This window comes from Acidovorax sp. SUPP2825 (assembly GCF_030158995.1).
In the GTDB taxonomy this organism is placed as follows: Bacteria; Pseudomonadota; Gammaproteobacteria; order Burkholderiales; family Burkholderiaceae_C; genus Paracidovorax.
Genome location: NZ_BQXK01000004.1, coordinates 234,428 through 255,722, shown reverse-complemented (window position 1 = coordinate 255,722; position 21,295 = coordinate 234,428). Strand labels below are relative to the sequence as shown.

Here is a 21,295-nt window from a genome sequence, read left to right as displayed (position 1 = left end):
AACGCATGACGGACGTGCGCAGCATTCCGGTTTCGTGCCCAACCCCCTTTGAAAATCAAGAGACAATCGCCCGCATGAATTCCTTCCACACCTCCCCCGCCGCCGCGGCGCCGGTGCCGCGCCTGCAGCTGGCGGGCATCACGAAGCGCTATCCGGCCGTGGTGGCCAACAGCGGCGTGTCCCTCACGGTGCAGCCCGGCGAGATCCACGCCGTGCTGGGCGAGAACGGCGCGGGCAAGTCCACGCTGATGAAGATCATCTACGGCGCGGTCAAGCCCGACGAGGGCAGCCTGCATTTCAACGGCCAGCTGGTGGCGGTGCGCAATCCGCAGGAGGCGAGGGCGCTGGGCATCGCCATGGTGTTCCAGCATTTCAGCCTGTTCGACACCCTCACCGTGGCCGAGAATGTGTGGCTGGGCCTGGACAAGCGGCTGCAGCTGGCCGAGGTCACGCGCCGCATCGCCGCCACCGCGGCCGAGTACGGGCTGGACATCGACCCGCTGCGCCCGGTGCACACCCTGAGCGTGGGCGAGATGCAGCGTGTGGAGATCATCCGGGCGCTGCTCACCCAGCCGCAGCTGTTGATCCTGGACGAGCCCACGTCGGTGCTCACGCCCCAGGCGGTCGAAAAGCTCTTCGTGGTGCTGCGCCAGCTCGCCAGCCAGGGCTGCAGCATCCTCTACATCAGCCACAAGCTGCACGAGATCCGCGCGCTGTGCACCGCCTGCACGGTGCTGCGCGGCGGCCAGGTGACGGGCGTGTGCAACCCAGCCGAAGAGTCGAACGCCTCGCTGTCGCGCCTGATGATCGGTGCCGAGCCGCCGGCGCTCACCCACCGCCCCGCGCACCTGGGCGAGACGGTGCTGCGCGTGCAGGGCCTGTCGCTGCCGCGCATGGATCCGTTCGGCGTCGATCTGATCGACCTCGGCTTCGAGGTGCGGGCGGGCGAGGTGCTGGGCATCGCCGGCGTCTCCGGCAACGGCCAGAAGGAATTGCTCTATGCCCTGTCGGGCGAGGACACGCGCGCGCAGCCCGCGATGGTGCAGGTGGCCGGCCAGGCGGCCGGGCGCATGAACCCGCGTCGCCGCCGCGCGCTGGGCCTGCATTTCGTGCCCGAGGAGCGGCTGGGCCGCGGGGCCGTGCCCACCATGGGACTGGCGCACAACCTGCTGCTCACGCGCAGCAACTGCGTGGGGCCGGGCGGCTGGATCCGCACCGGCGCGCTGCAGGCGCATGCCCGCGCCATCATCGAACGCTTCCACGTGAAGGCGGGCGGGCCCCATGCGGCCGCGCGGTCGCTGTCGGGCGGCAACCTGCAGAAGTTCATCGTGGGCCGCGAGATCGATGCCAATCCGCGCCTGCTCATCGTCTCGCAGCCGACCTGGGGTGTGGACGTGGGCGCGGCCGCGCAGATCCGCGGCGAGATCCTGGCGCTGCGCGATGCCGGCTGCGCCGTGCTGGTGCTCAGCGAGGAGCTGGACGAGCTGTTCGAAATCTGCGACCGCCTGCACGTGGTGGCCAAGGGGCGCCTGTCGCCTTCGGTGCCGCGCGCCGAGGCCACGGTGGAGCGCATCGGCGAATGGATGAGCGGGCTCTGGCATGCCGACGTGCAGTCGCACCTCGCCCGGGCTGAAGCGGCGCGCGCGCAAACGGAGGCGGCCCATGCTCAAGCTTGAAGCCCGACCCCAGGCCTCGCGCTGGTGGACCTACGGCTCGCCGCTGCTGGCGCTGGCCGTCACCGTGCTCATCGGGCTGGCGCTGTTCGCGGCGCTGGGCAAGGACCCGGTGCGCGGGCTGCAGGTGTTCTTCTGGGAGCCCGTCAAGAACCAGTACGCCATCGGCGAGCTGATGGTCAAGGCCACGCCGCTGCTGCTGATCGCGCTGGGCCTGGCGGTGTGCTTTCGCTCCAACGTGTGGAACATCGGCGCCGAGGGGCAGTTCGTGATCGGCGCCGTCGCGGCCGGCGGCATCGCGCTGCTGGCCGACCAGACCACGGGCCCGTGGATCGTGCCCGCCATCCTGCTGGCCGGCGTGCTGGGCGGCATGGCCTGGGCCGGCATCACGGCGCTGCTGCGCGACCGGTTCAACGCCAACGAGATCCTCGTGAGCCTGATGCTGGTCTACGTGGCCACGCTGGTGCTGGGCTATCTGGTCTACGGGCCGTGGAAGGACCCCATGGGCTACAACTTCCCGCAGACCAAGACCTTCGAGCGCGTGACGCAGATCCCGCGGCTCATGCAGGGTTCGCGCGTGTCCATCGGCCTGCTGCTGGCGCTGGCGGGCGCCGCGGCGCTGTGGGTGTTCTTGTTCCGCACCCGGGCGGGCTTTGCGCAGCAGGTGGGCGGCCTGGCCCCGGCGGCGGCGCGCTACGCGGGCTTTTCCTCGCGCCGCGCGCTGTGGACGGCGCTGCTCATCTCGGGCGGCGCGGCGGGCCTGGCGGGTGCGCTGGAGGTGGCGGGGCCCATCGGCCAGCTCACGCCCTACGTGCCGGCGGGCTACGGCTTCGCGGCCATCATCGTGGCGTTCGTGGGGCGGCTGCACCCGGTGGGCATGGTGTTCTCGGCGGTGCTGATGAGCATGTTCTACATCGGCGGCGAGCTGGCGCAGTCGCGCCTGGGCCTGCCCAAGTCGCTCACGGGCGTGTTCCAGGGCCTGCTGCTGTTCACGCTGCTGGCGTGCGACACGCTCATTGCCTACCGCGTGCGGTGGGTCGGGTCCCAGGGGAGGGCCGCTTAAATGGAATCGTACGCACTGCTTCTGGGCGCCACGCTGAGCGCGGGCACCGTGCTGGCCATCGCCGCCCTGGGCCTGCTCATCAACGAGAAGGCCGGCATCGTCAACCTGGGGGCCGAGGGCATGATGCTCTGCGCGGCCATCGCGGGCTTCGCCACCGTGGTGCACACGGGCAACACCTGGCTGGGCTTTGCGGCCGGCATGGCGGCGGGGGCGTTCCTGGCGGCCATCTTCGGCGTGCTGGTGATCTGGCTCAACACCAACCAGTACGCCACGGGCCTGGCGCTGAGCCTGTTCGGGGTGGGCTTTTCCGCCTTCGCGGGCATCCGCTACGTGCAGGCCAAGCTGCCGGAGCTGCCCAAGTACGCCGTGCCCGGGCTGGGCGACCTGCCCATCGTCGGGCCCGCGCTGTTCCGCCAGCACCCCCTCGTGTACCTCACCATGGCGCTGGTGGCGGGGCTGGTGTGGTTCCTGTACCGCTCGCGCGCCGGCCTGGTGCTGCGCTCGGTGGGCGAGTCGCCCGAGTCGGCCCATGCGCTGGGCTATCCGGTGCGGCGCATCCGCCTGGCGGCCGTGGTGGCCGGGGGGGCGCTGTGCGGGCTGTCGGGCGCGTACATCTCCACGGTCTACACGCCGCTGTGGGTGGAGGGCATGGTGGCCGGCCGCGGATGGATCGCGCTGGCCCTCACCACCTTCGCCACCTGGCGGCCGGCACGGGTGTTGCTTGGCGCTTACCTGTTCGGCGGCGTGACCATGCTGCAGTTCCACCTGCAGGCCACGGGCGTGCAGGTGGCCAGCCAGTTGCTGAGCATGCTGCCCTACGTGGCCACCATCGTGGTGCTGGCGCTGATCTCGCGCAACCCGGCCTGGATCCGCGTGAACATGCCGGCCTCGCTCGGCAAGCCGTTCCATCCCGGGTCGTGACCCGAACGGCCCGCGCGGTGCTGCACGGGCCCCCGATAATTTATTTTTCGTTGCCTCTCCCCTTACTTTTTTCCTCGAAGGAACCGACATGACCGATCTGCACAAACGCTCGCTGCTCAAGGTGGCCGCGCTTTCCGCCGTGGCCGCCGCCGCCCTGGCCGGCTGCGGCAAGAAGGACGAGCCCGCGCCAGCGCCGGCCACCGCCCCGGCGCCCGCCGCGTCCGCACCCGCCGCGAAGGCCGAGCCTTTGAAGATCGCGTTCGCCTACGTGGGCCCGGTGGGCGACGGTGGCTGGTCCTTCGCGCACGACAACGGCCGCAAGGCGATCGAGAAGGAGTTCGGCGACAAGGTGCAGACCAGCTTCGTGGAGAGCGTGCCCGAGTCGGCCGACGCCGAGCGCGTGCTGCGCGACATGGCCTCGCAGGGCAACAAGCTGATCTTCGGCACCACGTTCGGCTACATGGAGTCGATCCAGAAGATCGCCCCCGACTTCAAGGACGTGAAGTTCGAGCACGCCACCGGCTACAAGACGGCCGAGAACGTGCGCACCTATGACAGCCGCACCTACGAAGGCGCCTACATGGCCGGCGTGATCGCCGGCGCCATGACCCAGACCAACACGCTGGGCGTCGTGGGCTCGGTGCCGATTCCAGAGGTGATCCGCAACATCAACAGCTTCACGCTGGGCGCGCAGTCGGTCAATCCCAAGATCAAGACCAAGGTGGTGTGGGTGAACGAATGGTTCAGCCCCCCGAAGGAAACCGAGGCCGCCACGTCGCTCATCAACGGCGGCGCCGACGTGCTGTTCCAGAACACCGACTCGCCCGCCGTGCTCAAGACCGCGCAGGAAAAAGGCAAGCGCGCCTTCGGCTGGGATTCCGACATGACCGCTTACGGTCCCAAGGCCCACCTGGCCTCGGCCGTGATCAACTGGGGCCCTTACTACATCAAGGCCACCAAGGATGCGCTGGGCGGCACCTGGACGACCGGCCAGAGCTGGTGGGGCGTGAAGGAAGGCGCGATCGATCTCGTCTCCATCGCCGAGGACGTGCCCGCCGACACCAAGGCCAAGGTCGAGCAGGTGAAGGCCGGCCTCAAGGACGGCAGCTTCTCGATCTGGAAGGGCCCGATCGCCGACAACACCGGCAAGGAAGTGCTGGCGAAGGACGCGGTGGCCGACGACAAGTTCCTGGGCGGCGTGAACTTCTACGTGAAGGGCGTCGAAGGCACCGTGCCCGGCGGCGACAAGAAGTAAGCAATCCGCCAGCGAATCCAGGCCGGCGCGCGTGCCGGCCTGGCGCGGCCTGCCTTGCCCAAGGCAGGCGCCGATGGCGGCGGGCCGCGGACAAGGCATCATTGGCCTACCGCCGCCCCGATCGGGCGCGCGGCATCCCTTTTTGGAGTCCGCCGATGTTCAAGGTCCCCCCCATTCCCGCCCAGCGCCTGCCCGCGCTGCTGCGCAGCATGCCCAAGGCCGAGCTGCACATCCACATCGAAGGCTCGCTCGAACCCGAGCTGATCTTCGCCCTGGCGCAGCGCAACGGCGTGGCACTGCCGTACGCGAGCGTGCAGGCCCTGCGCGATGCCTACGCGTTCACCGACCTGCAGAGCTTTCTCGACATCTACTACGCCGGCGCCAGCGTGCTGCTGCACGAGCAGGACTTCTACGACATGGCCTGGGCCTACCTGCAGCGCGCCGCGGCCGACAGCGTGGTGCATGCCGAAATCTTCTTCGATCCGCAGACGCACACGGCGCGGGGCGTGCCGATGGAGACCGTGATCCACGGCCTGCACCGGGCCTGCACCGATGCGCGCCAGACGCTGGGCATTTCGTCCGCGCTCATCCTGTGTTTCCTGCGCCACCTGAGCGAGGAAGACGCCCTGGCCACGCTGGAGGCGGCGCTGCCGCTGCGCGCGCATTTCATCGGCGTGGGGCTGGACAGCAGCGAAGTCGGGCACCCGCCGGAGAAGTTCGCGCGCGTGTTCGCGCGCTGCGCCGAACTGGGCCTGCGGCGCGTGGCGCATGCGGGCGAGGAGGGACCGCCGGCGTATATCTGGAGCGCGCTCGACGTGCTGAAGGCCGAGCGCATCGACCACGGCGTGCAGGCCGTGCACGACCCGGCGCTGATGCAGCGGCTGGCGCAGGAGCGCATCGCGCTCACGGTGTGCCCGCTGTCCAACCAGAAGCTGTGCGTGTTCCCCGACCTGGCCGACCACAACCTGCGCCAGCTGCTCGATGCCGGGCTGGCGGCCACGGTGAACTCGGACGACCCGGCGTACTTCGGCGGCTACATCAACGACAACTTCACGCAGCTGTTCGCGGCCGATCCGCAGCTCACGGCGCGCCACGCCTACCAACTGGCCTTCAACAGCTTCGAGGCGAGCTTCGTCCCCGAGGCCGACAAGCACGCCTGGGAGCATCGGCTGAAGGTGTGCTTTCAGCAAAGCGTCGAGCAGGACTACTGACCTCCCTGGCCGGCCTGGCCCGGCCGGGTGCCGGCGCTGCATTCCAAACCGGGGCAGGGTCGATGCGGATCGACGCGCCGCGCCGCGGTGCTGAAAAATGCAGCCCTGCCCGACGTCCGCACCGCATGCCCACCCCCAACCAACTTCACCTCTGGGACGACCGGTTCTTCTACATCACGCCGGCCATCCAGTCGGGTCTGACCGCGCGTTCGTCCGCGACCTTGCTCGCCTGCGGTGACGGACGGCCTTTCACCCTGGTGACGCACGGCGGCGAGGTGCTGCGCTGCACCGCGGCCCTGGTGGCGCCGCATGTGCCGCGCCGGCTGGATGCGGACGGCTGCGGGCTGTTGTCGCTCAACATCGATCCCGCTTCGGCCGTGTTCCGCGGCCTGTCCGACCGTCTGGGCGGCGCCGGCATCCTGCCGCTGGATGCCCGTTGCTTCGGCCCACGGCTGCGGGAGGCCTTCGAAGGTGCGGTGCATGGGCAATTGCCTGCCGAGGCGTTGCGCGCTTTGAGCGTGGACATGGTGCACACCGTCTGCGGACAGCGGCCTGGGCCTGCGCCGATGGATCCCCGGGTGGTGCGCGTGCTGTCTCGGCTGCAGGCCCGGGCGGCCGAAGGCGCTGTGCCGCTGCAGGAGCTGGCCGCATGCGCGCAGCTGTCGCCGGACCGGCTCACCCACCTGTTCCGGGAGCAGACGGGCCTGTCGATCAAGCGCTATCTGCTGTGGGCCAAGATCCGGCGCGCGGTGCACATGCTGGCCACGGCCCGGCCGCTGACCGATGTCGCGTTGGCGGGCGGCTTTGCCGACAGCGCCCACATGAGCCACGCCTTCCAGCGCTGCTTCGGGCTGCCGCCATCGTTCCTCGCGCGAGCCGGCCAAGTGTCGGTGGTGGTTGACGCGCATGCGCAGCGCGTCTGGCATGGGTGAGTGAGCCTCCGCGGGTGTAGCGGCTGCGTACAAGCCAGGGAGCCGCGCGCCCTTTATCCTTGGCTCCCTTCCGCCGGCCCGTAGGCGGTCATCCAAGGAGACAAGACATGAGAGACATGATTCGGCGTGGCGGCCTGCCGCTTTCCGTGTTGGCGCTGTCGGCGCTGGCTGCCTGCGGCGGGGGCGGCGGCGAGGGCGGTGACAACGGCCGCTACAGCGCGGAGATCCGGCGCACGGCCATGGGCGTGCCGCACATCAAGGCGTCCAACTGGGGCAATGCGGGCTTCGGATACGGCTATGCGCAGGCGCAGGACAACCTGTGCACCATGGCCGATTCGTTCGTGACCTACCGCGGCGAGCGCTCGCGTTACTTCGGGGGCGATGCGCTGCTGGTGTACGAAAGCACCATCGACCGGCCGCGCAATCTCGACTCCGATTTCTTCCACCGCCACGTGATCTCCAGCGACGTGGTGGATGCCATGGTGGCGGCCCAGCCCGACAACCTCAAGAAGATGGTGGAGGGCTTCGCCGCCGGCTACAACCGCTATGTGCGCGAGGCCCAGGCCGGTGGCACCGCCCATGCGGCCTGCCGCACGGCGGCATGGGTGCAGCCCGTCACCGCGCGGGACATCTGGCGGCGGATGGTCGCGGCCAATCTGGCCGGAGGCTACAGCAACTTCGTGGCGCCGCTGGCGAATGCCACACTGCCCAGTGCGGCCGCCAGCGCGACGGCCGGGACCACCACGCCCGCGTCGCCATCCCAGAAGGTGGCGCAACTCGATCCCGCGCGCACGCAGCCGCCCCGGCTGCAGGTGGGTGGCACCGCGGGCATCGGCAGCAACATGTACGGCTTCGGCACCGCCGCCACCGGCGAGTCGAGCGGCCTGCTCTTCGGCAACCCGCACTGGTACTGGAAGGGGCCGGACCGGTTCTACCAGGCCCACCTGACCATTCCCGGCGAGCTGAACGTGAGCGGCGCGTCGTTCCTGGGCGTGCCGGTGGTGCTGATCGGCTTCAACGACAACGTGGCCTGGAGCCACACCGTCTCCACCGCGCGGCGTTTCGGCGTCTTCCAGCTGCAGCTGGCCGATGGCGACCGCACGACCTACGTGCGCGATGGCAAGGCGGTGAAGATGGCGGCCACCCCCATCACCGTGCAGGTGCGCGGCGCCTCCGGCGCGCTCACCGATGTCACGCGCACCCTCTACAAGACCGAGTACGGGCCGGTGGTGAACCTGGGCGGCCTCAACCCGGCGCTGGCCTGGAGCCAGACCACGGCCTTCGCCATGCGCGACGTCAACGGCGAGAACTTCCGCACCTTCCGCAACTGGATGCGCTGGAACCAGGCGGCCTCGCTGGACGAGTTCATCGCCATCCAGAAGCAGGAATCGGCCATTCCCTGGGTCAACACTGTGGCCGTGGGGCGCGGCAACCCGCGCGCCTGGTATGCCGACATCGGCGCCGTGCCCAATGTGTCGCCCGAGCAGGTGGCTACCTGCACCACGGGCTTCGGCAAGGCGATGGCGGCGGCCCTGCCCAACGTGCCGTTCTTCGACGGCTCGCGCAGCGCCTGCGACTGGCAGACCGACAGCGACTCGGCGCAAAAGGGCACCATCGGCGCCTCGCGCATGCCCAGCCTGTTGCGCGACGATTACGTGGGCAACATGAACGACAGCTACTGGCTGGCTAACGCCAAGGCGCCGCTCACGGGCTTTCCGGCGATCTTCGGCCCGGCCGGAACGCAGGCGCAGAGCCTGCGCACGCGCATGGGCCACACCATGGCGCTGGAGCGCCTGGCCGGAACCGATGCCTATGCCGGCCAGCAGGCCACCAGCGCCATCGTGCGGCAGATGGTGCTCGACAGCCGGGTGTTCAGCGCCGAGCGCTTCAAGGACCAGGCCCTGTCCCTGGTCTGCGTGGCGCCCCAGATCACGGTCGCGGCCGAGGGCCGGACGGTGGAAGTGGCCGCCGCCTGCGCCACGCTGCGCGCCTGGAACAACACCGGCAACGCCACGGCGCGGGGCTCGCATGTGTGGGACGAGTTCTGGAACCGCGTGAAGGTGCCGGCCGCTCAGCTCTATGCCGTGCCGTTCAGCGCCGCCGACCCGCTGAACACGCCGCGCGAGCTGCGCGCCAGCGCTGCCGATGCGCTGCGGCAGGCCTTCGGTGCCGCCGTGCTGAGCGTGCAGCGCAGCGGCTTCGCGCTGGATGCGCCGCGCGGCGACGTGCTGTTCGCCACGCGCGGCGGCAGCAAGATCGCGCTGTACGGCGGCTGCGGCGATCCGGGCTACTTCACCATCAACTGCTCGGAAAACCCGATCGAGCAGGGCGGCTACAGCATGGACGGGCAGCCGCACGGCAACAGCTACATGCAGGTGGTGGGTTTTCCGGCCGGCGGGGTGGAGGCGCACACGTTCCTCACCTATTCGCTGTCGGACGATCCGGCCTCCAGCCGCAACGGCGACTACACCCGGGCCTACGGGGCCAAGCAGTGGCTGCGCCTGCCGTTCTCGGAATCGGAGATCACGTCGAGCGCGGGCTACAGCACCGTCACCGTGAGGGAATGATCGGCCGCGTGCCCCCGGGTTGACGGGACCCGGTGGCGCGCCCCGGTCGATTGGCGCAAAATGGGGCGGCAGCGCTTGATCCGCCTGCCCGTTCAGCTATCAATATGGAAGCATCCTGTCGTGTCCAGTCCTCGCATTCCCCTGCTCGTTCTCAACCACCTGTCCCCGCAGAGCCAGGCCCAGATCGCGGCCCTCTACGACCTGCACTACGCCCCCACGGCGGCGGACCGCACCGCGGCCATCGTCACCCAGGGCGGGCGGTTCCGGGCGGTGCTCACCATCGGCTCGCTGGGCCTGAGCGCCCAGGAGATCGAGGCCATGCCGGCGCTGGAGCTCATCTGCGTGCTGGGTGCCGGCTATGAGAACGTGGACCTGGCCGCGGCCCGCGCGCGTGGCATCGTGGTGGCCTCGGGCGCCGGAACCAACGACGACTGCGTGGCCGACCATGCCTTCGGCCTGCTGATCGGCGCGGTGCGCGGCCTGCGCCCGCTGGACCGCCTGTGCCGCGAAGGCGTGTGGCGCGACGCCATCGGCCTGCCGCCCAACGTGTCGGGCAAGCGCCTGGGCATCTTCGGCCTGGGCACCATCGGCCAGAAGATCGCGCGCCGCGCCTCGGGCTTCGACATGGCCGTGGGCTACCACAACCGCAAGCCGCGCGACGGCGTGGCCTACGAGTACTTCGGCAGCCTGCTGGAACTGGCGAAATGGTGCGACGTGCTGGTGTGCGCCACGCCGGGCGGCGCGGCCACGCGCCATGCCGTCAATGCCGAGGTGCTGCAGGCGCTGGGCCCGCTGGGCTACCTGGTGAACATCGCCCGGGGCAGCGTGGTGGACACCGAGGCGCTGGCCTCGGCCCTGCGCGTGGGCGGCATCGCCGGCGCGGGGCTCGATGTCTACGAAAGCGAGCCGCACCCGCCCGAGGCGCTGATCGGGCTGGACAACGTGCTGCTCACGCCGCACGTGGCGGGCTGGTCGCCCGAGGCCGTGCAGGCCAGCGTGAACCAGTTCCTGGCCAACGCTGGCGGGCATTTCGCGGGCACCGGGGTCGTGGCGCCGGTGTGAGCCGCGTGGACGGCCCTTCGGGGGCCTCCACCGCTTGGTTTCAAAGGTCGGTGCGCAGCTTCCAGATCTCGGGAAACAGCACCACGTCCAGCATCTTGCGCAGGTAGCTCACGCCGCCCGTGCCGCCGGTGCCGCGCTTGAAGCCGATCACGCGCTCCACCGTGGTCACGTGGCGAAAGCGCCAGAGCCGGAAGGCGTCTTCCAGGTCGGTCAGTTCTTCGCCCAGCTGGTACAGGTCCCAATGCTGCCGCGGGTTGCGGTACACCACCAGCCAGGCCTGCTCCACGGCGTCGCTTTCCTCATAGGGCTGGGTCCAGTCGCGGGCGGTGTGGCTGTCCGGCACCGGGATGCCGCGGCGCGCCAGCAGGCGCAGGGCCTCGTCGTAGAGCGAGGGCGCCTCGTAGGCGGCCTGCACCTGGGCCAGCAGGTCGGCGCGGTGCTCGTGCGGGCGGAGCATGGCGCGGTTCTTGTTGCCCAGCGCGAATTCGATGCTGCGGTACTGGTAGCTCTGGAACCCGCTGGAGCTGCCCAGGTAGGGCCGCATGGCGCTGTACTCGGGCGGCGTCATGGTGGCCAGCACGTCCCAGGCGTGCACCAACTGCTCCATGATCTTGGACACGCGCGCCAGCATCTTGAAGGCCGGCTGCAGCTCGTCCTTGGCCACCAGCGCGATGGCCGCGCGCAGCTCGTGCAGCATGAGCTTCATCCACAGCTCGCTGGTCTGGTGCTGCACGATGAACAGCATTTCATCGTGCGCCGGCGAGCGGGGGTTCTGCGCGGTGAGGATGGCATCGAGCGACAAATAGTCGCCGTAGCTCATGCTCTGGCTGAAGTCGAGCTGGGCCCGCTCTTCGTGCACGATGGATTCGGGCTTGCCTGCGGTCGCTTCGCTGCCGGCGGGCGCGGGGGATTGGGAATGGGGGCACATGGCTCAGGTCACCGCGTTGATCTGGTTGAACTCGGCGCGCTGCCACTCGGCGCCGTCGAGCACCTGGCGCAGATGCTCGACCGCATTCCACACGTCTTCGAAGCCGATGTACAGCGGCGTGAAGCCGAAGCGCAGGATGTCCTTGTGCGGGCCCTGGCCGCCGTCGCCCTTGCGGAAGTCGCCGATCACCCCGCGCGCGATGAGCGCCTGCACGATCGCGTAGGCCCCGCTGCCCTGGCCGTGGAGGCCCTGGCCTTCGTCCCGTGTGAGGCACACCTGCGAGCCGCGCCGGGCGTGTTCGCGCGGGGTTGCCAGGCCCAGACCATGGTCGCCGCAACGCGCTTGAACCAGCTGGATGAACAGGTCCGTCAGTGCCAGCGATTTGGCGCGCAGCGCGGCCATGCCGCCCAGCGGCTGCGCGGCATCGAACACGTCCAGGCCGCATTGCAAGGCCGACAGGCTGATGATGGGCTGCGTGCCGCACAGGTAGCGCGTGATGCCGGTCGCGGGCTGGTAGCCGGGCGTGAACTGGAACGGTGCCGCATGGCCCCACCAGCCGGACAGGGGCTGCCAGAAACGGTCGGCATGGCGCGGGTGCACCCACACGAAGGCCGGTGCACCGGGGCCGCCGTTCAGGTACTTGTAGCCGCAGCCGATGGAAAAGTCGGCATCGGCGCCCTGCAGGTCGACCGGCACCGCGCCGGCGCTGTGCGCCAGGTCCCATACCGTGAGGATGCCGGCCGCATGCGCCGCCGCCGTGAGGGCCGCCATGTCGTGCATGGCGCCGGTGCGGTAGTTCACGTGGGTGAGCATCAGCACCGCCACCTCGCCGGTGAGCGAGGCGGCGATCTCCTCGGGCTCCACCAGCACCAGTTCCAGGCCGCGCTCCTTGCACAGGCCCTCGGCGATGTAGAGGTCGGTGGGGAAGTTGCTGCGCTCGCTCACCACGCGCCGGCGGGCCGGGCTTTCTTCACGGGCGATGTTGAGCGCCGCGCTCATCACCTTGTAGAGGTTGATGGACGTGCTGTCGGTGCACACCACCTCACCGGCACCGGCGCCGATGAACGGCGCGAGCTGGTTGCCCAGGCGCTGGGGCAGGTCGAACCAGCTGGCCGTGTTCCACGAACGGATCAGGTCCGTGCCCCACTCGCGCGTCACCACATCGGCCACACGGGCCGCCGTGGCTTTGGGCAGTACGCCGAGCGAATTGCCGTCCAGGTAGATGACGTTGGGGGGAAGGTCGAAGTGCGCGCGCAGCGGGGCCAGGGGGTCCTGCGCATCGAGTGCGCGGCAGTCTTGCAAGGTGGTCATGGAAGGCTCGGTTAATCAAAAATGATAGCAATCAGGGCAATGAAATCAACGGCATGGGCGCAATATGGCCCTGACCGGTGATGCGTCGGCCGTGGTCAGCTTCAAGGGCAGGGCGATGAGTTCGTAGTCGCCCTCCGGCACCTCGTCGAGCACCAGGTTCTCCAGCACCCGCAGGCCGCGGCGGCGGATCACCTGGTGGCTGTCCAGCGTCTTGCTGTCGGCCGGGTCGATGCTGGCGGTGTCGATGCCCACCAGCACCACGCCCAGATCGGCCAGCCGCTCGATGGTGCCGGGCGCGTAGGCGGCCAGGGCCCCGTCCCAGCGATCGACCGGCATGCGCTGGTAGGTGCGCACCAGCACCCGCGGCGGCAGGTCCTGCACGGCGTGGGCCAGGTGCGCCCATTCGATGAGCGGCCCCGTGCCGATGGCATGGATCACGCGGCAGGGGCCGATGAAGGCGTCCAGCGGCACCTCGCCGATGGAAGCGCCGTCCGGGTCGTAGTGCAGCGGGGCATCGGCATGCGAGCCGACATGGGGCGACAGCGTGATGGCGCTCACGTTCACCGGGCAGCCGGGCCCGATGGTGGCGCACCACTGCTGCGTGTAGGCCGTGTCGCCGGGGAAGACCGGCGTGGCGGCATGCACCGGCGCCGAAATGTCCCACAGCCGGGGTGAATTCGTGTTCATGGCGCGCATGCTATGCGCATAGTGGGTGATTTCCCAAGGGGCTATCCTCTGCATTGGGAAAAATTGAATAATCCATTCTTTTAAATCCGAAAACAGAACAAATCATGCAGGCCGCCTCCCTCGATCGCACCGACAAGCAATTGCTCGAAGCCCTGCAGGGCAATGCCCGCCTCACCTCGGGCGAACTGGCGCAGATGGCGCACCTGTCCCAGTCGCCGTGCTGGCGGCGCGTGAAGCGGCTGGAAGACGACGGCGTCATCAGCGGCTACCACGCGGGCCTCAACCGGCGCGCGCTGGGTTTCGGGGTGATGGCGTTCGTGATGGTGGGCATCGACCACCAGACCGAGATCTCGTCCCAGGCCTTCGAGGAGGCGGTGTGCGCCATCCCCGAGGTGGTCATGTTCCACGGCATCTCGGGCCCGGAGGACTTCATGCTCGTCGTGGTCGCGAAAGACCTGGACGCCTATTCCGAGTTGCTGCAGCGCCGTCTGCACCGCCTGCCGGGCGTGCGGCACATGCACTCGTATTTTTCGCTGCAGGAGTTCAAGGGCCAGGTCGGCGGCCTGCCCGTGCCGGCGTAGCACCAGCGGCCTGCGCCGCGGCCGCTGCGATCCATCCCCAGTCAGTAGATCGCGCTGTCCGGCAACGCCGCCAAGCCATGGCGCTGGCGTGCACGGCGGCAGGCATCGCTGCCCGCCTCGAACTCGCGGCAGGGGGAGGGACGCCATTCGTAGATGCCGCAGGCAGCGCGCACGCCGACGGTGCCGGTGAGCGCGGCGCAGCGCGGCGACGCGTGGTCGGTGCCACGCATGCGGCGCAACTGGTCGGTCACCTCCACCACCAGGCCCTGCGGCACGCTGCCGCCCGTCTCCTGCGATTCATGCACCGAGAAATCGACACGGAAACTCGCGCAGCACGCGCCGCAGCTCAGGCAGGGATGGGTCATGGCAGGGGGTGCATATCGGCGCAAAACCGGCATTGTGCGGGCTCGGGCGCATGGGCTGGCCCGGCAGCGCATCGCATCCGGGGCTGATGCGCCTCAAGCCGGCCGAAAGGATGCGGCCTAAAATGAGAACTAAACTCATTCATAACAATCCGATGAAGATGACTGAAGAATCTTCGGGCCCTGCGCTGGCCCCAGGCACTGCCTTGCCCACCGCCACGGGCCTGGACCGCCTCCCGCGGCAGGTGCACGCCCATGTGACGGCGCTGCAGCCGGCCCGCAACGAACAGGAGCGCGCGGTGATCCAGCGCCTCATGGAAATCGGCTTCCTGCCCGGCGAGCCCGTGCGCGTGGTGGCCAGCGGCTTCCCCGGCGGCGATCCCCTGGCCGTGCGCGTGGGCCAGGCCACCTTCGCACTGCGCCGCCACGAGGCCGCGCTGGTGCATGTGCAAGCCGGAGCGCCCGCATGAGCGGCGCTGCCACGTCGCCCCTGCGCATCGCGCTGCTGGGCAACCCCAACTGCGGCAAGACCGCGCTGTTCAACCTGCTCACCGGCGCCCGCCAGAAGGTGGCCAACTACGCTGGCGTGACCGTCGAGCGCAAGGAAGGCCTGCTGCACACCGCCAGCGGCCGCCGCGTGCGCGTGCTGGACCTGCCCGGTGCCTACAGTCTGAACGCCCACAGCGCCGACGAAGCCGTCACGCGCGACATCGTCACCGGCGAGCGGCCCGGTGAGGCCGTGCCCGACCTACTGGTCTGCGTGACCGATGCCACCCACCTGCGCCTGAACCTGCGCCTGGTGCTGGAGGCCCGCGCGCTGGGGCTGCCGATGGTGCTGGTGCTTAACATGAGCGACATGGCGGCGCGCCAGCGCATCGAGATCGACCGCGAAGCCCTCTCGCGCGAACTCGGCATGCCGGTGCTGTCCACCGTGGGCGTGCGCAGCGACGGCGCGCAGGAATTGCTGCAGTGGCTCGACACCCAGGCGCCGCAGGCATTGGAGGGCACGGCGTCCGTGCACCGGGCGGCGGGCGTGGACCTGCGCGCCCAGGTGCTGCAACTGCACCAGGAAGTGCGCCGCATCATGGCCGCCGCCGTGCGCGAGCCCGCGGTCAGCCTGCGCAACGACGACCGCATCGACGCCGTGGTGCTCCACCCGGTGTGGGGCCTGTTGCTGCTGGCCGTCACGCTGTTCCTCATGTTCCAGGCCGTGTTCAGCTGGGCCGCGATGCCCATGGACGCCATCAAGGCCGGCGTGGACGGGCTGTCGGCCTGGATCAATGCGCACATGGCCGATGGCGTGCTGCGCAGCCTGCTCACCGACGGCATCTTGGCAGGCGCGGGCGGGGTGCTGGTGTTCCTGCCGCAGATCCTGATCCTGTTCTTTTTCATCCTGGCGCTGGAAGACTCCGGCTACCTGCCGCGCGCGGCCTTCCTGCTCGACCGCGTCATGGGCACGGTGGGGCTGTCGGGGCGGTCGTTCATTCCGCTGCTGTCGAGTTTTGCCTGCGCCGTGCCCGGCGTGATGGCCACGCGCTCGATCACCCACTGGCGCGATCGGCTGGTCACCATCATGATCGCGCCCCTCATGACCTGTTCCGCGCGCCTGCCGGTGTATGCGCTGCTCATCGGCGCGTTCATCCCCGAGCAGACCGTGGGCGGCGTGTTCAACCTGCAGGGGCTGGTGCTGTTCGCGCTGTATTTCGGCGGCATCGTGAGCGCCATGGCTGTGGCGGCGGTCGCCCGCCTCGCGCGCCGGGGCGCCGGCCACGCGCCGCTGCTGATGGAACTGCCCGCCTACCGCTGGCCCAGCGTGCGCAGCCTGGCGCAGGGACTGTACGAGCGCGCGCTGATCTTCATCCGCCGCGTGGGCGGCATCATCCTGGCCGTCACCATCCTGCTGTGGTTCCTCTCCACCTATCCCGCGCCGCCCGAGGGCGCCACCGGCGCTGCCATCCAGTACAGCTTCGCCGGCCGCATCGGCAGCGTGCTGGAGGTGCTGGTGGCGCCGATCGGCTTCAACTGGCAGATCGCCATCGCCCTGGTGCCCGGCATGGCCGCGCGCGAAGTGGCGGTGGGGGCGCTGGGCACCGTGTATGCCCTCTCGGCCACCGGCGAGGAAGTGGCCACCCAACTGGGCCCGCTGATCGCCCAGAGCTGGTCGCTGGCCACGGCGCTGTCGCTGCTGGCGTGGTTCGTCTTCGCGCCGCAGTGCATCTCGACCATCGCCGCCGTGCGCCGCGAGACCAACAGCTGGCGCTATCCGCTGCTGATGACCGGCTACCTGTTCGCGCTGGCGTACGCCGCCAGCTTCATCACGTATCGCCTGGCCCTGGCGCTGGGAGGAGGCTGAGCCCATGGCCCAGGAAATCATCGTCGGCGTGATCGTCGCTCTCGCCGTGGCCTACATGGTGTGGAAGTGGATGCCCGCCCGCTGGCGCACCCGCCTGGACCGCGTACACCCGGCGTTGGCGCAGTCGAGCAGCTGCGGGGGCTGCAGCAGCTGCGATTCGGGCGGCTGCGGGACGGGCGGCAGTGCGGTAGGGAAGGAGCAGGTCGTGCAGATGCCGGGCAGCCGTTCTTCGGTGCCGAAGTAGGGGCGCCACGGCGGCAGGCTCAAGGCGGAGCCAGCTTGCGGGCGTCGAATGGAAAGCCGGTCTGCAGGATGTCGGTGCAGGCTTCGCACCGCAGAAAGTAGGTCGCTCCCCGGGCCGTGATCGCGCCCCACCCCGTCCAGTGGTCGATGGAGACTTTGGCGGTTCGGCCATCCTGGAATATCACCCTGGCCTGTGCGTTGCAATCGCCGGTCTGCAGTTCCTGGCTGTATTGATACTCGCTGCGGAACTGGGCATTCGCCAAAAAGAAGCGCACCCTTTTCTCGTCGATCGCCAGGTGCCCGCAGTCGGCCTCCGCGCCGAAACCCTTGGCAGTGCGGTCCTGCACCACGACTGACTTGATCGGGCCGAGACGGTATTTCTTGGGCTGGAGCGTCTTGTCGAAATCGCTCGTGGGGGAGGCGAAAGAAGCGATGCCTGCGCCTGCAAAAAGGGCCGAAGCCAGGAAGTGCTTGATGGTCATTGCCTTCTGGCCCTGGATGTTTCGGCTCTCATTCGGCGGTTTTCCTGTCGGGTTCGATGGCGCCAGACGCTGTTGGAAAAATCATTCGCCGAACAGCACACCCCGCCCCAGCGCCGCAACGGCCTGCTGGAGATTGAGGCGTGCCTGCGCTTCGCGTTGCGCCCTGAACCAGGGGGTCGCGTAGACGTGTGGCCGATCCATGAACGACCGCAGCACCGCGGTGCGCCCCGCGACGTAGCGCGGCCAACGCACGAACCGGTATTCGCGCCGCACGTTACGCTCGAATTCGCCATACACCTCGGGCGGGGCGCCCAGCACGGCGAGATCGATGTCCACCACCCAGCACGCGTCGCCCTCCAGCGGCGCATCGGGCGTGTGGCGCGTGTCCATGATGTGGCGCTCCACCGTCTGCACCAGGCCCTCGGGCAACCGCTGGGCCAGCAGGAACCGACGCGCCCATTGCGCGCTGCGTTCTTCGTTGTGCCCGCTCCAGGGCCAGTAGATCGCGTCGTGGAACCACAGGGCCAGTTCGACAGCGTGCGGCTGCTGCAGCGCTGTCGGCTGGGCGGCCTGCACGGCCTCCAGGTGCAGGAGGCAGGCGTGCAGGTGGCGGGTGTCGTGGTAGGCGCGGGGCCACCGGCCCCAGTGGTGCAGCAGGCGCCGGCCCTCGGCGGTCCATGCGGGGCCGGCACGCTCCAGCGCGGTGCCCAGGGCCTCCCAGCGCGCCAGCAGTTCACCTTGGCTGGGCTTCATGCGGCGGCGGTTGGGGCGGAGGAGGAGGTGGCGATTTCGGCGATCAGCTGGTGATGCGGCCGAGCAGCAGGTATTCCATGAGCGCCTTCTGCGCATGCATGCGGTTTTCGGCCTCGTCCCACACCACGGACTGCGGGCCGTCGATCACGTCGGCCTCGACTTCCTCGCCACGGTGGGCGGGCAGGCAGTGCATGAACAGGGCGTCCGGCTTGGCGGCCGCCATCATTTCGGCATCGACGCACCAGTCGGCAAAGGCCTTCTTGCGCTCTTCGTTCTCGGCTTCATAGCCCATGCTGGTCCACACGTCGGTGGTCACTAGGTCGGCGCCGGCACAGGCTTCCAGCGGGTTGCTATAAAATTTATAGCTATCTGCCCTAGAACCATTTGCGCCGAGGGCCAATTTCTCATCGATCTCGTAGCCGCGCGGTGTGCTCACGTGCACGGTGAAGCCCAGCAGCTCGGCCGCCTGCAGCCAGGTGTTGGCCATGTTGTTGCCATCGCCCACCCAGGCCACGGTCTTGCCCCGGATGGTGCCGCGGTGCTCGATGTACGTGAAGATGTCCGCGAGGATCTGGCAGGGATGGAACTCGTTCGTCAGCCCGTTGATGACCGGCACGCGGGAGTGGGCGGCGAAGGCCTCGATCTTGGTCTGCTCGTAGGTGCGGATCATCACCAAGTCCACCATGCGGCTGATGACCTTCGCGCTGTCCTCGATGGGCTCGGCGCGGCCCAGCTGGCTGTCGCCGGTGGTCAGGTGCACCACGCTGCCGCCCAGTTGGTACATGCCGGCCTCGAAGCTCACGCGGGTGCGCGTGCTGGCCTTCTCGAAGATCATGGCCAGCGTGCGGTCGGTCAGAGGGTGGTGCTTCTCGTAGCTCTTGAATTTGCCCTTGATGACGGCCGCGCGGCTGAACAGGTAGGCGTACTCGTCGGCGGTGAGATCGTTGAATTGCAGGTAATGCTTCATAACGGAACGTTCATTCGGCGAGCAGCGCCTTGACCAGGGGAACCAGCAGGGCCACGATTTCGTCGGCCTCGGCCTGGGTGAGGATGAGCGACGGCACCATGCGGATCACGGTGTCGGCCGTCACGGACAGCAGCAGGCCGGCCTCGGCCGCGCGGCCGACCAGCGCGCCGCAGGGCTTGGTCAGTTCCACGCCGAGCATCAGGCCCTGGCCGCGGATTTCCTTCACGCCGGGCAGGCCGCCCAGCTCGCGCTCCAGCGCGGCCTTCAGGTGCGCGCCCACGACGGCGGCGTTCTGCAGCAGGCCGTCCTCTTCCATGATGCGGATGGTTTCCACGCCGGCACGCATGGCCAGCGGGTTGCCGCCGAAGGTGGTGCCGTGGTTGCCGGGTGCGAAGATATTCGCGGCCTTGGGGCCGGCCACGACGGCGCCGATCGGCACGCCCGAGCCCAGGCCCTTGGCCAGGGGCATCACGTCCGGCACGATGCCGGCCCACTGGTGCGCGAACCACTTGCCGGTGCGGCCCATGCCGCACTGCACCTCGTCGATCATCATGAGCCAGTCGCGCTCGTCGCACAGTTGGCGCAGCTGCTGCAGGTAGTCGATGCGCATGGGGTTCACGCCGCCTTCGCCCTGGATGGTCTCGAAGAACACGGCCACCACGTTCGGGTTGCCTTCGGTGGCCTGCCGGATGGCGTCGATGTCGTTCATCGGCACGCGGATGAAGCCCTCCACCAGCGGGCCGAACCCGGCCTGCACCTTGGGGTTGCCGGTGGCCGACAGCGTGGCGATCGAGCGGCCGTGGAAGGCTTTTTCATAGACCACGACCACGGGCTTGTCGATGCCTTTGTCGTGGCCGAACTTGCGGGCCAGCTTCAGCGCGGCTTCGTTGGCTTCGAGGCCCGAGTTGCAGAAGAAGACGTTGGTCATGCCCGAGCGCTCCACCAACTGGGCGGCCAGTTGCTCCTGCAGGGGCACGTGGTAGTAGTTGGAGCTGTGGATCAGCTTGGCGATCTGCTCCTGCAGCGCGGGCACCAGCTTGGGGTGGTTGTGGCCCACCGTGTTGACCGCGATGCCGCCGAGCGCGTCGATGTATTGCTTGCCGTCCACGTCCCACACGTGCACGCCCTGGCCACGTTCCAGCGCGATCGGCAGGCGGCCGTAGGTGTTCATCACGTGGGGCGAGGCGGCCGGGGCGGAAGCGGTCATGCGGAAATCTCCAGAGAAGGGCAGTGCGAAAGGGGGAGGGGCTGAGCCGGCTCGTGGCCGGCAAAACGAAGCACGATTCTAGGGGCAGGGCTTTGCATGGCTGTTGACGATTGCGCATCACAGCCATGCGCCGTCCAGCGCCGATCCAGGGGTCTTTGGATGGGTTAGCTCTTATATAAGAGTTAGAATGCCGGCCTGTGGCGCGCCATGCGGCGATCCTGCGGCGACTTCCCCCCAACGACCCCCGATCCTGATGGTTTCCCCCACCTCCAAAGAAGTTTTCATCCAGGGCATCACCCTCGACGGGAAAACCTTCCGCCCCAGCGATTGGGCGGAGCGCCTGGCGGGGGTCATGAGCCAGTTCCGCCCCGGCGGCGCCCGCCCCGGCAGCCACCTGAGCTATTCGCCCTGGTGCGTGCCCACCACGCTCAATGGCATCAAGTGCGTGATCGTGCACCGGGACCTGCAGGGCCACGAACCCATGGCGTGGGATTTCGTCATGAACTTCGCGCGCGACAACCAGTTGCAGGTGGCCGAGGCCTGCCTTCTGCCGGACCAAGCGCCTGACATCGCCCGCAAAGGCTGACGGCGCCATGTCGCAGCGCTCTGGCGCTGGCGGCGGGAACGAATAAATGGTCAAAGCCCCTTCGGGGGCTTTTTCATGGGCGTCGGAAGACGGGCTGGCGAGCGCCTTCCGATCCGCGATTTCGAGGCCCGACCCAATCTGGGCCGACCCA

Annotated in this window: 21 protein-coding genes; 13 read left to right on the top strand and 8 right to left on the bottom strand. The window is 68.9% G+C overall.

Translation table 11 applies throughout. The annotated features are described in order from the left end of the window. Positions 1-74 precede the first annotated feature (74 nt). The 8 genes from AVAK2825_RS07675 (at position 75) to AVAK2825_RS07640 (ending at position 10,684) form a co-directional block, all read left to right on the top strand. On the top strand, positions 75-1,676 hold the full coding sequence (locus AVAK2825_RS07675; RefSeq protein ID WP_284396184.1) for an ABC transporter ATP-binding protein: 1,602 nt from the start codon (positions 75-77) through the stop codon (positions 1,674-1,676). Further along, positions 1,663-2,736, top strand: a complete 1,074-nt coding sequence (locus tag AVAK2825_RS07670; RefSeq protein ID WP_284396180.1) for an ABC transporter permease — start codon at positions 1,663-1,665, stop codon at positions 2,734-2,736. Before AVAK2825_RS07675 ends, AVAK2825_RS07670 begins: the two co-directional genes overlap by 14 nt. Then, positions 2,737-3,657 carry an ABC transporter permease gene (locus AVAK2825_RS07665; protein ID WP_284396176.1) on the top strand — a complete coding sequence of 307 codons (921 nt, stop codon included), beginning with the start codon at positions 2,737-2,739 and terminating at the stop codon, positions 3,655-3,657. An 88-nt stretch (positions 3,658-3,745) separates the two neighbouring features. Further along, positions 3,746-4,912, top strand: coding sequence for a BMP family ABC transporter substrate-binding protein (locus AVAK2825_RS07660; RefSeq protein WP_284396174.1), 1,167 nt, complete (start codon positions 3,746-3,748; stop codon positions 4,910-4,912). Between the two features lie 155 nt (positions 4,913-5,067). Continuing rightward, positions 5,068-6,123 (top strand): adenosine deaminase, encoded by a 1,056-nt coding sequence (locus AVAK2825_RS07655; protein ID WP_284396171.1) that lies wholly within the window; start codon positions 5,068-5,070, stop codon positions 6,121-6,123. A 125-nt stretch (positions 6,124-6,248) separates the two neighbouring features. Continuing rightward, positions 6,249-7,055, top strand: coding sequence for a helix-turn-helix domain-containing protein (locus AVAK2825_RS07650; RefSeq protein ID WP_284396168.1), 807 nt, complete (start codon positions 6,249-6,251; stop codon positions 7,053-7,055). Positions 7,056-7,162: 107 nt separating this feature from the next. Then, the gene (locus AVAK2825_RS07645) at positions 7,163-9,622 is read left to right on the top strand and encodes a penicillin acylase family protein (protein ID WP_284396165.1); all 2,460 of its coding nucleotides are present in this window, start codon (positions 7,163-7,165) and stop codon (positions 9,620-9,622) included. A gap of 60 nt (positions 9,623-9,682) precedes the next feature. Beyond that, positions 9,683-10,684 (top strand): 2-hydroxyacid dehydrogenase, encoded by a 1,002-nt coding sequence (locus AVAK2825_RS07640; protein ID WP_284396164.1) that lies wholly within the window; start codon positions 9,683-9,685, stop codon positions 10,682-10,684. A 40-nt stretch (positions 10,685-10,724) separates the two neighbouring features. On the opposite strand, the gene kynA is transcribed toward AVAK2825_RS07640, so the two are convergent. The 3 genes from kynA to kynB are packed head-to-tail and all read right to left on the bottom strand — an operon-like array spanning position 10,725 to position 13,610. After that, positions 10,725-11,612, bottom strand: coding sequence for a tryptophan 2,3-dioxygenase (gene kynA, locus AVAK2825_RS07635; RefSeq protein ID WP_284396163.1), 888 nt, complete (start codon positions 11,610-11,612; stop codon positions 10,725-10,727). 3 nt (positions 11,613-11,615) lie between these two features. After that, positions 11,616-12,923: a kynureninase gene (gene kynU, locus AVAK2825_RS07630; RefSeq protein WP_284396162.1), complete on the bottom strand. Its 1,308-nt coding sequence runs from the start codon at positions 12,921-12,923 to the stop codon at positions 11,616-11,618. Between the two features lie 45 nt (positions 12,924-12,968). Continuing rightward, complete coding sequence (gene kynB / locus AVAK2825_RS07625) at positions 12,969-13,610, bottom strand: arylformamidase (protein ID WP_284396159.1); 642 nt, start codon at positions 13,608-13,610, stop codon at positions 12,969-12,971. 104 nt (positions 13,611-13,714) lie between these two features. On the opposite strand from kynB, the gene AVAK2825_RS07620 reads away from it, so the two are divergent. After that, a complete protein-coding gene (locus AVAK2825_RS07620; protein WP_272551503.1) occupies positions 13,715-14,191 on the top strand; it encodes an Lrp/AsnC family transcriptional regulator in 477 nt (158 codons plus the stop codon). A 41-nt stretch (positions 14,192-14,232) separates the two neighbouring features. Here the strand turns inward: AVAK2825_RS07620 and AVAK2825_RS07615 are convergent, their stop codons facing one another. Further along, the gene (locus AVAK2825_RS07615) at positions 14,233-14,556 is read right to left on the bottom strand and encodes a YkgJ family cysteine cluster protein (RefSeq protein WP_272551504.1); all 324 of its coding nucleotides are present in this window, start codon (positions 14,554-14,556) and stop codon (positions 14,233-14,235) included. A 158-nt stretch (positions 14,557-14,714) separates the two neighbouring features. On the opposite strand from AVAK2825_RS07615, the gene AVAK2825_RS07610 reads away from it, so the two are divergent. From AVAK2825_RS07610 to AVAK2825_RS07600, 3 genes are read left to right on the top strand one after another with little or no spacing between them, the layout of a single operon-like run. After that, complete coding sequence (locus tag AVAK2825_RS07610) at positions 14,715-15,023, top strand: FeoA family protein (RefSeq protein WP_502870508.1); 309 nt, start codon at positions 14,715-14,717, stop codon at positions 15,021-15,023. Next, positions 15,020-16,906, top strand: a complete 1,887-nt coding sequence (gene feoB / locus AVAK2825_RS07605; RefSeq protein WP_284396151.1) for a ferrous iron transporter B — start codon at positions 15,020-15,022, stop codon at positions 16,904-16,906. The genes AVAK2825_RS07610 and feoB overlap by 4 nt, the downstream gene beginning before the upstream one ends. 4 nt (positions 16,907-16,910) lie before the next feature. Further along, positions 16,911-17,150, top strand: a complete 240-nt coding sequence (locus tag AVAK2825_RS07600) for a hypothetical protein (RefSeq protein ID WP_284396148.1) — start codon at positions 16,911-16,913, stop codon at positions 17,148-17,150. 19 nt (positions 17,151-17,169) lie between these two features. Here AVAK2825_RS07600 and AVAK2825_RS07595 read toward each other — a convergent pair whose 3' ends face one another. The 4 genes from AVAK2825_RS07595 to AVAK2825_RS07580 all read right to left on the bottom strand — a co-directional run bounded on the left by AVAK2825_RS07595 (position 17,170) and on the right by AVAK2825_RS07580 (position 20,558). Beyond that, positions 17,170-17,631 carry a hypothetical protein gene (locus AVAK2825_RS07595; RefSeq protein ID WP_284396145.1) on the bottom strand — a complete coding sequence of 154 codons (462 nt, stop codon included), beginning with the start codon at positions 17,629-17,631 and terminating at the stop codon, positions 17,170-17,172. Between the two features lie 81 nt (positions 17,632-17,712). Further along, the gene (locus AVAK2825_RS07590) at positions 17,713-18,384 is read right to left on the bottom strand and encodes an HD domain-containing protein (RefSeq protein ID WP_284396141.1); all 672 of its coding nucleotides are present in this window, start codon (positions 18,382-18,384) and stop codon (positions 17,713-17,715) included. Between the two features lie 43 nt (positions 18,385-18,427). Further along, complete coding sequence (argF, locus tag AVAK2825_RS07585; RefSeq protein WP_284396138.1) at positions 18,428-19,351, bottom strand: ornithine carbamoyltransferase; 924 nt, start codon at positions 19,349-19,351, stop codon at positions 18,428-18,430. A gap of 10 nt (positions 19,352-19,361) precedes the next feature. Further along, positions 19,362-20,558 (bottom strand): aspartate aminotransferase family protein, encoded by a 1,197-nt coding sequence (locus AVAK2825_RS07580; protein WP_284396135.1) that lies wholly within the window; start codon positions 20,556-20,558, stop codon positions 19,362-19,364. Positions 20,559-20,811: 253 nt separating this feature from the next. Between AVAK2825_RS07580 and AVAK2825_RS07575 the strand changes: the two genes are divergently transcribed. Next, positions 20,812-21,144, top strand: a complete 333-nt coding sequence (locus AVAK2825_RS07575; protein ID WP_284396132.1) for a DUF3579 domain-containing protein — start codon at positions 20,812-20,814, stop codon at positions 21,142-21,144. Positions 21,145-21,295 lie beyond the last annotated feature (151 nt).

What these genes read in the sequence shown, in the direction of transcription:
- AVAK2825_RS07675 (WP_284396184.1), top strand. Translation starts at nt 75, where the DNA reads ATGAATTCCTTCCACACCTCCCCCGCCGCCGCGGCGCCGGTGCCGCGC.
- AVAK2825_RS07670 (WP_284396180.1), top strand. Translation starts at nt 1,663, where the DNA reads ATGCTCAAGCTTGAAGCCCGACCCCAGGCCTCGCGCTGGTGGACCTAC.
- AVAK2825_RS07665 (WP_284396176.1), top strand. Translation starts at nt 2,737, where the DNA reads ATGGAATCGTACGCACTGCTTCTGGGCGCCACGCTGAGCGCGGGCACC.
- AVAK2825_RS07660 (WP_284396174.1), top strand. Translation starts at nt 3,746, where the DNA reads ATGACCGATCTGCACAAACGCTCGCTGCTCAAGGTGGCCGCGCTTTCC.
- AVAK2825_RS07655 (WP_284396171.1), top strand. Translation starts at nt 5,068, where the DNA reads ATGTTCAAGGTCCCCCCCATTCCCGCCCAGCGCCTGCCCGCGCTGCTG.
- AVAK2825_RS07650 (WP_284396168.1), top strand. Translation starts at nt 6,249, where the DNA reads ATGCCCACCCCCAACCAACTTCACCTCTGGGACGACCGGTTCTTCTAC.
- AVAK2825_RS07645 (WP_284396165.1), top strand. Translation starts at nt 7,163, where the DNA reads ATGAGAGACATGATTCGGCGTGGCGGCCTGCCGCTTTCCGTGTTGGCG.
- AVAK2825_RS07640 (WP_284396164.1), top strand. Translation starts at nt 9,683, where the DNA reads ATGGGGCGGCAGCGCTTGATCCGCCTGCCCGTTCAGCTATCAATATGG.
- kynA (WP_284396163.1), bottom strand. Translation starts at nt 11,612, where the DNA reads ATGTGCCCCCATTCCCAATCCCCCGCGCCCGCCGGCAGCGAAGCGACC.
- kynU (WP_284396162.1), bottom strand. Translation starts at nt 12,923, where the DNA reads ATGACCACCTTGCAAGACTGCCGCGCACTCGATGCGCAGGACCCCCTG.
- kynB (WP_284396159.1), bottom strand. Translation starts at nt 13,610, where the DNA reads ATGAACACGAATTCACCCCGGCTGTGGGACATTTCGGCGCCGGTGCAT.
- AVAK2825_RS07620 (WP_272551503.1), top strand. Translation starts at nt 13,715, where the DNA reads ATGCAGGCCGCCTCCCTCGATCGCACCGACAAGCAATTGCTCGAAGCC.
- AVAK2825_RS07615 (WP_272551504.1), bottom strand. Translation starts at nt 14,556, where the DNA reads ATGACCCATCCCTGCCTGAGCTGCGGCGCGTGCTGCGCGAGTTTCCGT.
- AVAK2825_RS07610 (WP_502870508.1), top strand. Translation starts at nt 14,715, where the DNA reads ATGACTGAAGAATCTTCGGGCCCTGCGCTGGCCCCAGGCACTGCCTTG.
- feoB (WP_284396151.1), top strand. Translation starts at nt 15,020, where the DNA reads ATGAGCGGCGCTGCCACGTCGCCCCTGCGCATCGCGCTGCTGGGCAAC.
- AVAK2825_RS07600 (WP_284396148.1), top strand. Translation starts at nt 16,911, where the DNA reads ATGGCCCAGGAAATCATCGTCGGCGTGATCGTCGCTCTCGCCGTGGCC.
- AVAK2825_RS07595 (WP_284396145.1), bottom strand. Translation starts at nt 17,631, where the DNA reads ATGACCATCAAGCACTTCCTGGCTTCGGCCCTTTTTGCAGGCGCAGGC.
- AVAK2825_RS07590 (WP_284396141.1), bottom strand. Translation starts at nt 18,384, where the DNA reads ATGAAGCCCAGCCAAGGTGAACTGCTGGCGCGCTGGGAGGCCCTGGGC.
- argF (WP_284396138.1), bottom strand. Translation starts at nt 19,351, where the DNA reads ATGAAGCATTACCTGCAATTCAACGATCTCACCGCCGACGAGTACGCC.
- AVAK2825_RS07580 (WP_284396135.1), bottom strand. Translation starts at nt 20,558, where the DNA reads ATGACCGCTTCCGCCCCGGCCGCCTCGCCCCACGTGATGAACACCTAC.
- AVAK2825_RS07575 (WP_284396132.1), top strand. Translation starts at nt 20,812, where the DNA reads ATGGTTTCCCCCACCTCCAAAGAAGTTTTCATCCAGGGCATCACCCTC.